Annotated in this window: 9 protein-coding genes; 6 read left to right on the forward strand and 3 right to left on the reverse strand. The window is 67.7% G+C overall.

Features of this window, described 5'->3' with window-relative positions; genetic code table 11:
• The 6 genes from RMO40_RS18830 to RMO40_RS18855 all read left to right on the forward strand — a co-directional run.
• Positions 1 to 1,909, forward strand: a 1,909-nt coding sequence (locus RMO40_RS18830) for an ATP-binding protein (RefSeq protein WP_309724661.1), incomplete at its 5' end; no start/stop codon positions are given.
• A complete protein-coding gene (locus RMO40_RS18835) occupies positions 1,906 to 2,577 on the forward strand; it encodes a LuxR C-terminal-related transcriptional regulator (protein ID WP_309724663.1) in 672 nt (223 codons plus the stop codon). The genes RMO40_RS18830 and RMO40_RS18835, both read left to right, overlap by 4 nt.
• A gap of 38 nt (positions 2,578 to 2,615) precedes the next feature.
• Positions 2,616 to 3,578 carry a thiamine-phosphate kinase gene (thiL, locus tag RMO40_RS18840; RefSeq protein WP_309724665.1) on the forward strand — a complete coding sequence of 321 codons (963 nt, stop codon included), beginning with the start codon at positions 2,616 to 2,618 and terminating at the stop codon, positions 3,576 to 3,578.
• Positions 3,575 to 4,126, forward strand: a complete 552-nt coding sequence (locus RMO40_RS18845) for a phosphatidylglycerophosphatase A (protein WP_309724667.1) — start codon at positions 3,575 to 3,577, stop codon at positions 4,124 to 4,126. Before thiL ends, RMO40_RS18845 begins: the two co-directional genes overlap by 4 nt.
• The gene (locus RMO40_RS18850) at positions 4,126 to 4,620 is read left to right on the forward strand and encodes a CinA family protein (protein ID WP_309724669.1); all 495 of its coding nucleotides are present in this window, start codon (positions 4,126 to 4,128) and stop codon (positions 4,618 to 4,620) included. The genes RMO40_RS18845 and RMO40_RS18850 overlap by 1 nt, the downstream gene beginning before the upstream one ends.
• Positions 4,617 to 5,552, forward strand: a complete 936-nt coding sequence (locus RMO40_RS18855) for an NAD(P)-dependent oxidoreductase (protein ID WP_309724671.1) — start codon at positions 4,617 to 4,619, stop codon at positions 5,550 to 5,552. Before RMO40_RS18850 ends, RMO40_RS18855 begins: the two co-directional genes overlap by 4 nt.
• Here the strand turns inward: RMO40_RS18855 and holA are convergent.
• From holA to leuS, 3 genes are all read right to left on the reverse strand, one after another.
• Positions 5,546 to 6,631 carry a DNA polymerase III subunit delta gene (holA, locus tag RMO40_RS18860; protein WP_309724673.1) on the reverse strand — a complete coding sequence of 362 codons (1,086 nt, stop codon included), beginning with the start codon at positions 6,629 to 6,631 and terminating at the stop codon, positions 5,546 to 5,548. The genes RMO40_RS18855 and holA overlap by 7 nt on opposite strands.
• A gap of 12 nt (positions 6,632 to 6,643) precedes the next feature.
• Entirely contained in the window at positions 6,644 to 7,135 is a 492-nt protein-coding gene (locus RMO40_RS18865) for an LPS assembly lipoprotein LptE (RefSeq protein ID WP_309724676.1), read from the reverse strand.
• A partial coding sequence (gene leuS / locus RMO40_RS18870) for a leucine--tRNA ligase (protein WP_309724678.1) occupies positions 7,132 to 9,125 on the reverse strand: 1,994 nt, incomplete at its 5' end. The genes RMO40_RS18865 and leuS, both read right to left, overlap by 4 nt.

The following is a 9,125-nucleotide window of genomic DNA, read 5'->3' on the forward strand; positions in this document are numbered from 1 at the left end:
GTCCATCGGCGACCTCCGGCGCGCGCTCGGCCGCGACCTGCAAAGCCTGCAAGCGCTGACCTGGAATTCGCCGCCCATCCTGCAGTGGCGTACCGATGCGTCCGACCTCCTGCGCTCGCGCCGCGAGCTGCTGCGCATCGAGCGGCGCGACGCCGGCATGCGCGTCGTGTCGGCGGTGAGCTCACCCTTTCACGCGCAGATCTTCACGCAGATCCCGCGTGACAGCATGGAGTTCGAAGCGCAGCTGGCCTGCACCAACGCACGCCGCCAAGGCAGCCCGTCGTATTCGCGCAGCTACTTCGTGCCCCTGGCCGGCGGCATGGGGCAAGAGGTGGTCGACGTGTGCCTGCCCGCGCAGGTGGCGGGCGAAACCACCGGCTACATCGTGGCCACCTTCTCGCTGGCGCAGCTGCTCAATGAAGTGGTCACCCCCGAGGTGACCCGCGCGCACGAACTTTCGTTCGTCGAAGGCGACGGCACCCGTCTGGCACGTGCCGGCCTGCCGCGTGGGCTGGGTGTGTTCCGTGCCAACCGCGTGCTCGACCTGCCCGGCCTCACGCTGCAACTGCGTGTGGACAGCGGCACCGGCAGCCCACGTCTGATTCCCAACCTGACCGTCGCGCTGGTGCTGAGCCTGTCGCTCGCGCTCGGCGTGGTGGTGTGGCTGCTGGCGCGCGACGTGCGCCGCCGTGCCCTCGCTGAAAACGCACTGGCCGACGCGCTGGCCACTCGCCGGGCGATGGAAGACTCGCTCGTCACCGGCTTGCGCGCGCGCGACCTGCAAGGCCGCATCACCTACGTCAACCCGGCGTTTTGCAACATGGTGGGCTTCACGGCCGCCGATCTGATCGGCCAGGCCACACCGCCCTACTGGCCGCCCGAGCGGGTGCAGGAATACACCGCCCGCCAGCAGGTGCGCCTGACCGGCTCGCCGCCACCCCGCGAAGGGTACGAGACCACCTTCATGCGGCGCAACGGCGAGCGCTTCGCGGTGATGATCTTCGAAGCCCCACTGGTCGACGGCCATGGCCAGCACACCGGCTGGATGAGCACCGCACTCGACGTGAGCGCGCAGCGCAGCGTCGAAGAACTCTCGCGCCAGCAGCAAGAGCGCCTGCAGGCGACCGCCCGCCTGGCCACGGTGGGCGAGATGGCCTCGCTGCTGAGCCACGAGCTCAACCAGCCGCTGGCCGCCATCGCCAGCTACGCCACCGGCTCGCTGAATCTGATGAACGACGAGCGTGAGGCCGACTCTGCGGAGACCCGCAACCTGCTGCGCCAGGCCGCGCAGCGCATCGCCGAGCAGGCCGAACGTGCCGGCAGGGTGATCAAGAGCGTGCACGACTTCGTGCGCCGCCGCGAGCAGGCGCGCGAGGCCATCCGTGTCGACGAGCTGATCGACTCGGTGCTGCCGCTGGCCCGCCTGCAAGCGCGCAAGAGCGGCACCCGCATCGAGCTGGACCTGCCGACACCGCTGCCCCGCGTGGTGTGTGACCGCACCATGCTCGAACAGGTGTTGTTGAACCTCACGCGCAACGGCATCCAGGCGATGGAGACCACCACGCCCTTGCCCAAGCGCGAGCTGACCATCCGCGTGCGCCAGACCCACGAACGCTGGGTCACCTTTGCCGTCATCGACAACGGCCGCGGTGTGCCGCCCGAGGTGGCGCAGCGCCTGTTCACTCCCTTCTTCACCACCCGCCCCGAAGGCATGGGCCTGGGCCTGAGTCTGTGCCGCACGGTGATCGAACAGCACGGCGGCCTGCTCGACTTTCAAAACCTGCCCGGCCCCGCCGGCAGCGCGCGCCCGGTGGGCGCCGAATTCCGCTTCACCTTGCCGGCGGCGTCGGCATCGCATACAAGCACGGGAGCCACACTCCCGCGCGAAACACCGCAAGCCCTGCCATGAACCCCCACACCACCTTGCAGCTGGGCCTGCCCATGGTCTACCTCGTCGACGACGAAGACGTGGTGCGCGACGCCCTGGCCTGGTTGCTGCGCTCGCGCCGCCTGCTGTCAGAAGGTTTTGCCAGCGCCGAAGCCTTCGAGGCCATGCTCGACTCGCGGCTCGCCGCCCCCCGCGCCGGCAACCCCGCGCCCTGGCCGGTGGCGCCGAGCTGCCTGCTGCTTGACGTGCGCATGCCCGGCACCAGCGGCCTGGTGCTGTTCGACCGCTTGATCGAGCGCCAGCTGCTGGGCGTGTTGCCGGTGATCTTTCTGACCGGCCACGGCGACGTGCCCACCGCGGTGGCGGCCGTCAAGCGGGGCGCCTTCGACTTCGTCGAAAAGCCGTTCTCCGACAACGCCCTGGTCGACCGTGTGGAACAGGCGCTCGAGATCAGCGCCCAGACCTTGCTGCGCCAGCGCGACCAACAAGGTGTGCGTCGCCGCCTGGCCGAGCTGACCGACCGCGAGCGCGACGTGATGCAGTGTGTGATCGATGGCCTGGCCAACAAATTGATCGCCGACCAGCTCAACATCAGCGTGCGCACGGTCGAAGTGCACCGCGCCCGGGTGTTCGAGAAGATGGACGTGAAGTCGGCGGTCGAGCTGGCCAACCTGCTGCGCGGCATCTGAAGACTGCGCACTGCGCGCCGCCGATAATCCGCCTCCACATGGAAGCTCTCGGCGAATTCGACCTCATCGGCAAGTACTTCACCCGGCCGGTGAAGCATGCTGCTCTTGGCATTGGCGACGACTGCGCGCTGCTGCAGCCCACCGCGGGCATGCAACTCGCCATCAGCAGCGACATGCTGGTCGAGGGCCGCCATTTCCTGTCCACCGTGTCGCCACAGCGCCTGGGCCACAAGGCCTTGGCGGTCAACCTCTCGGACCTCTCGGCCTGTGGCGCACGGCCCGTGGCCTTCAGCCTGGCGCTGGCCATGCCGCGCGCCGAAGACAGCTTTCTCGCCGGCTTTGCACAAGGCCTCTTCTCGCTGGCCGATGAACACAGCTGCGAGCTGGTGGGTGGCGACACCACCCAGGGCCCGCTCAACATCTGCATCACCGTGTTCGGCGAGCTGCCACCCGGCCAGGCCTTGTTGCGCTCGGGCGCACGCGCAGGCGATGACCTTTACGTGAGCGGCCAAGTGGGCGACGCGCGGCTGGCGCTGGAATGTTTTCGCGGCAGCGTGGCACTGAGCGGTGAAACCTTCGAACAGGTGCGTGTGGCGATGGAGCTGCCGCAGCCGCGGGTTGCGCTGGGCCAGGCCTTGCGCAATGTGGCCAGCAGTGCGATCGACGTCTCCGACGGCTTGTTGGGCGACCTGGCGCACATCCTCAAACGCTCTGGCGTGGGCGCCACGGTCGAGGTCGATGCGGTGCCGCGCAGCGCCGTGCTCGCCTCGCAGCCCACTGCCCTGCAACGCGAATGCACGCTCGCGGGCGGCGACGACTACGAGCTGCTGTTCACCGCCCCGCCCGCACTCGCCGACGCGGTGCAAGCCGCCGCGCAACGCAGCGGCGTGGCGGCCACCCGCATCGGGCGCATCAACGACTCGCGCGCACTCACGCTGGTCGATGCGCAGGGCCGCCCTGTGCCCCACACGTTTGGCTCGTTCGACCACTTCAAGTCATGACACCGGACACCCCGCTGCACCCACCGCTGCGCGTGGCACCCCTCAAGCCCAGCGCGCGTTTCATGTTCCGCCACCCGGCGCACGTGATCGCGCTCGGTTTTGGCAGCGGGCTCTCGCCGATCGCTCCCGGCACGGTCGGCACCCTGTGGGCCTGGCTCGCGTTCTTGGTGATGCAGCCGCACCTGAGCGACCTGCACTGGGCCATCGTGCTCGCCGTCGGCAGCTTGATCGGCTGGTGGGCCTGCACCGTCACCGCGCGCCACCTGCTCACGGCCGACCCCGGCGCCATCGTGTGGGACGAAGTCATCGCCTTCTGGGCCGTGCTGTGGCTTGCCATGCCGATGGGCCTTTGGGGGCAGGTGGTGGCCTTTGCCTTGTTCCGCTTCTTCGACGCCGTCAAACCCGGCCCCGTGGCCTGGGCCGACGCGCTGTTCAAGGGCCGGCGTGGCCAGCCCGTGGGGTGGGCGCAAGGTTTTGGCATCTTGTTCGACGACTACGTTGCCGCCTTGTGTACGTTGCTCGTCATTGCCTTGTGGAGGTGGTTCTGATGCATGCCTTGTCGCGCTGGGACACACAGATCGAGACGCTGGCGCACATGTTGCGCGAGCGTGGCCTGCTGCTCGTCACGGCAGAGTCGTGCACGGGTGGCCTGATCGCCGCCGCCTGCACTTCGATCGCCGGCTCCAGCGACTGGTTCGAGCGCGGCATCGTCAGCTACTCCAACGACGCCAAGACCGAGCTGCTGGGCGTGCCTGCTGCATTGATCATCAAACACGGCGCGGTGAGCGCCGAGGTGGCGCGCGCCATGGCCGAGGGTGCGCTGGCCCATTCACCGGCCGACCTGTCGCTGGCCGTCACCGGCGTGGCCGGGCCCAGCGGCGGCACGCCGGCCAAGCCGGTGGGCACGGTCTGGCTCGCACTCGCTCGGCGCGGCGAGCCGGCACAGGCCACGCTGCTGCAGCTGCAAGGCGACCGCGCCGAGGTGCGCGAGCAGACGGTGGATCGTGCGCTGCAAACAGCGCTCGCGGCACTCCGGTCGTGAGCCTTCTTCTCGCCACCGACTTTGCCCCCGACGAGTTGCAACGTTGGGCTGACGAGCTGAGCGAATCCTTGCGGGGCGAGACCGTGCTGACACAGCGATCCGCCGCACACGACGCCAGCATCGAGATGGCCCTGGTCGCCAACCCGCCACCCGGCGCCTTGCAAGGTTTGCCGCGCCTCGGTTTCATCCAGTCGATGTGGGCCGGCGTCGACAAGCTGCTGCGCGACGACACCGTTCCGCGCGACCTGCCGCTCGCCCGCATGGTCGACCCTGTGATGAGTGCCGCCATGGCCGAAACCGCGCTGTGGGCCGTGCTCAGCCTGCATCGCGATCACTTTGCCTACGCCGCACAACAACGCAGCGGCGTGTGGCGTGCCCTGCCGCAACGGCGGGCCGACGAGCTGCGGGTGGCCGTGCTCGGCCTGGGTGAAATGGGCCGCAGCGTGGCGCAGCGCCTGGTGGCCAATGGCTACACGGTGCTTGGCTGGAGCCGGCGCGAGGCCAGCCTGCCCGGCGTGGCCTCGTTCACGCGCGATGCCACGCTGCCGGCGGTGCTGGGCCATGCCGACATCGTGATCAACCTGCTGCCGCTCACCGCACGCACGCACAGCCTGTTCAACGCGCAGGCCTTCTCGCACATGAAGGCCGGCGCGAGCTTTGTGAACCTGGCGCGTGGCCAGCAGGTGGTCGATGCCGACCTGCTGGGCGCGCTCAATCGCGGCCACCTGCAGCACGCGGTGCTCGACGTGTTCCAGACCGAGCCGCTGCCGACGGATCACGCGTTCTGGTCGCACCCCCAGGTCACGGTGTTGCCGCACGCCGCCGCACAAACCGACTTGCGCAGCGCCACCCGCGTCGCGGTGGCCAACCTGCAAGCCTGGCGCGAGGGCCGGCCGGTGGCCCACCTGGTCGACCGGGCGCGGGGCTACTGAGCCGTCAGCGCGAGCTTCACGGTTTTGCGCGACGGGCTGGCGGCCGTCCACTGCACCAGCATCAGCACGAGGCGCTTCAACCCATCCCAGGCATCGACGGGCCAGTCGGGGTGTTTGAGGCCTTTGGCCAGGCCGTCACAGATTTGCGCCGCCTCGACCAGCTGGGCGATCGCGTTGTCAGTGAGCAGCGGCACGGCACGTTCGAACAAGCGCTCCTTGGCACCCCACACACGCGCTTCGCGCAGCGCCATCGGCAAGGGCTTGCCACTGTTGATGGCGTCTTTCACGCGCTTGAGCGACAAGATGTCGTTGGCCAGCGTCCAGTGCACCAGCACCGCGGCTTCGCCTTCGGCCTGCAGGCCGTCGAGCATGCGCAAGGCACGCGCCGCCTGGCCGGCCAGCACGGCCTCACCCAGCTTGAAGACGTCGTAGCGCGCCACGTTGAGCACGGCCGCTTCGATCTGCTCGAAGGTCAACTCGCCTGGCGGGTAGAGCAGCCCGAGTTTCTGGATTTCCTGGTGCGCAGCGAGCAGGTTGCCTTCCACCCGGTCGGCAAAAAACGCGAGCGTGTGCTGCCCGTCTTCACCGCCTTGCACCCGCTGGCCTTGCGCCGCCAGGCGCTGCGCGATCCACGGCGGCAGGGCCTTGCGTTCGATGGCGTCGACCCGCACCGTGGCGCCGGCCGCATCGAGCGCGGTGAACCAGGCGCTGCTTTGTTGTGTGCGGTCGAGTTTGGGCAGGGTGAGGATGGTGACCACGTCATCGGACAAGGTGTCGCAGTAACGCTGCAAGGCATCCGAGCCGTCTTTGCCGGGCTTGCCCGAAGGGATGCGGATCTCGATCAGCTGCTTGTCGGCGAACAGGCTCATGGCCTGCGACGCCCCCAGCAACCCACTCCAGTCGAAGTGCGCACCCGAGACCGTGTGCACCTGGCGCTCGGTGTGACCGGCGGCACGTGCGGCGGCGCGGATGGTGTCGGTGGCTTCTTGCGCGAGCAGGGGTTCGTCGCCGTAGACGGTGTAGATCGACCGCAAGCCTTTGCCGAGGTGAGCAGCGAGCTGATCGGCACGCAATTGCATGGTGGTCGGCCTCTACAAAGTTTTCACAGCCGCCAGGCGGCGCAGCACCTGGGCTGCGATGTCGCTTTGCATGGCGCGGTAGAGCTGCTCTTCTTCCTGCTCTTTCGCCAGCGCATCACGCTCGTTGTAGGTCATGTCGCGGCTGAGCGCAATCTCGGTCGGTGCGATGAGTTCTTTGCCGGCCGGTGTGCGCAAGCGGAAGTTGAGCACCGCGCGCAGCTGCACTTCACGCACCTGGCCGGCGCTGGTGGAGGCCACCACGCCTTTGTCACGCGAATCAGAAATGGCTTCGAGCACCACCTCGGCCTGCGACGCCGCCTCGACCACCCGCGTGGTGGTGCTGGCCGCGATGCTGCGGCGCAGCTCGTCGGCGAGCGTTGATTGGGGCTTGAAGCCGGCAAGCTGCACGGTCTTGAACCGCAGCTCGGGGGCGCGGCGCAGTTCGAAGCCGCAGGCCGAAAGGCTGAGCACAGCCAAGCCGAGGAAAGCTCTGCGCTTGGTCATCCCACCACGACGTTGACCAAACGACCCGGCACGATGATGATTTTTTTCGGTGCCTTGCCTTCGGCGAACTTGATGAACTCGGCATTGGCCAAGGCCGTGGCCTCGATCGTCGCCTTGTCGGCCGCAGCCGCCACCTTGATCGACCCGCGCAGCTTGCCGTTGACCTGCAGCATCAGCTCGATCTGGTCTTGCACCAGCGCTGCCTCATCCACCTGCGGCCAGGGCGCGTCGAGCAGGTCGCCGTGCACGCGGGCATAACCCAGGTCTTGCCAGAGTTGCCAGGTGATGTGCGGGCAAGCCGGGTAGAGCGCGCGCAACAAGATGCCGAAGGCTTCGCGGATGACACCCGGTGCGCCGACCTTGAAAGCCTCCAGCGCGTTGAGCAGCTTCATCGCACCCGAGACCACGGTGTTGTATTGCATGCGCTCGTAGTCGTAGCTGATCTGGCGCAGCACGGTGTGCACCTCGCGGCGCAAGGCCTTGGCTTCTTCGCCGTCACCCCCGCTGGTGTCGCCCGTCGACTTGATCGCCTCGGCGTTTTTCACGCCGTAGTTCCACACGCGGCGCAGATAGCGGTGTGCGCCCTCCACCCCCGCGTCATTCCACTCGAGCGTCTGCTCCGGCGGCGAGGCGAACATCACGAACAGGCGGGCGGTGTCGGCGCCGTAACGTTCGATCAGGTCTTGCGGGTCGACGCCGTTGTTCTTCGACTTCGACATGGTCGTCCAGCCGTCGTAGGTGACCGGCTTGCCATCGGCCTTGGCGGTGGCCGACAGCACTTGCGCGTGGTCGTCTCGAACGATGTCGAGGTCGTGCGCCCAGAAGTAGTCTTTGCCGCTGTCGGTGCGCGAAAAAGCCTCGTTGAGCACCATGCCTTGTGTCAGCAGCTTGGTGAACGGCTCGTCGACCTTCACCAGGTGCAGGTCGCGCATCACCTTGGTCCAGAAGCGGGCGTACAGCAGGTGAAGAATGGCGTGCTCGATGCCGCCGATGTACTGGTCCATCGGCATCCAGTACTGCGTGCCGGCACCGACCATGGCGCGGTCGTTCTTCGCGTCGCAATAGCGCATGAAGTACCACGAGCTGTCGACGAAGGTGTCCATCGTGTCGGTCTCGCGGCGCGATGGTTTGCCGCAGGTCGGGCAGGCCACGTTCAGGAACGCCGCGTGTTTGTTCAGCGGGTTGCCGCTGCCATCGGGCACCACGTCTTCGGGCAACACGACGGGCAGGTCTTTCTCAGGCACCGGCACGGGCCCATGTTCATCGCAATGGATGATGGGGATCGGCGTGCCCCAGTAACGCTGGCGGCTGATGCCCCAGTCGCGCAGGCGCCAGGTGGTCTTCTTTTCGCCCAGGCCTTTGTGCGCGAGCGCCGCGGCCACCGCGTCGACGGCGGCCTGGTGGTTGAGGCCGCTGAAGTTGTCGGAGTTGATGGTCACGCCGCGCTGTTTGTCGCCGTACCAGTCTTGCCAGTGGTCATACGAGTAGTGCAGGCCGTCGACGTGCACCACTTCAAGGATGTCGATGCCGTATTTCTTGGCAAACGCAAAGTCGCGCTCGTCGTGGGCGGGCACGCCCATCACGGCGCCGTCGCCATAGCTCATCAACACGTAGTTGCCGACCCACACCGCCACCGGCTCGCCGGTGATCGGGTGCGTGACGTTCAGGCCGGTGGGCACACCCTTCTTTTCTTGCGTGGCCAGCTCGGCCTCGGTGGTGCCACCGGTTTTGCATTCTTCGATGAAGGCCGACACGGCCGGGTTGCTCGCCGCCGCATGCAGGGCCAGCGGGTGCTCGGGCGCCACGGCGGCGAAGGTCACGCCCATGATGGTGTCGGCGCGGGTGGTGAAGACGTACATCTTGCCGCCGCCGATCAGCTGGCCATCACGGCCCTTGATCTGGTGCGGGAAGGCAAAGCGCACACCTTCGCTCTTGCCGATCCAGTTTTCCTGCATCAGCTTCACACGCTCGGGCCAGCCGGGCAGCTGGT

Origin of the sequence: Rhizobacter sp. (genome assembly GCF_031412075.1) — a bacterium.
Taxonomy (GTDB): domain Bacteria; phylum Pseudomonadota; class Gammaproteobacteria; order Burkholderiales; family Burkholderiaceae_C; genus Rhizobacter.

Bases quoted from the DNA above. Each gene is read 5' to 3' on its own strand.
- RMO40_RS18835 (WP_309724663.1), top strand. From the start codon at position 1,906: ATGAACCCCCACACCACCTTGCAGCTGGGCCTGCCCATGGTCTACCTC.
- thiL (WP_309724665.1), top strand. From the start codon at position 2,616: ATGGAAGCTCTCGGCGAATTCGACCTCATCGGCAAGTACTTCACCCGG.
- RMO40_RS18845 (WP_309724667.1), top strand. From the start codon at position 3,575: ATGACACCGGACACCCCGCTGCACCCACCGCTGCGCGTGGCACCCCTC.
- RMO40_RS18850 (WP_309724669.1), top strand. From the start codon at position 4,126: ATGCATGCCTTGTCGCGCTGGGACACACAGATCGAGACGCTGGCGCAC.
- holA (WP_309724673.1), bottom strand. From the start codon at position 6,631: ATGCAATTGCGTGCCGATCAGCTCGCTGCTCACCTCGGCAAAGGCTTG.
- RMO40_RS18865 (WP_309724676.1), bottom strand. From the start codon at position 7,135: ATGACCAAGCGCAGAGCTTTCCTCGGCTTGGCTGTGCTCAGCCTTTCG.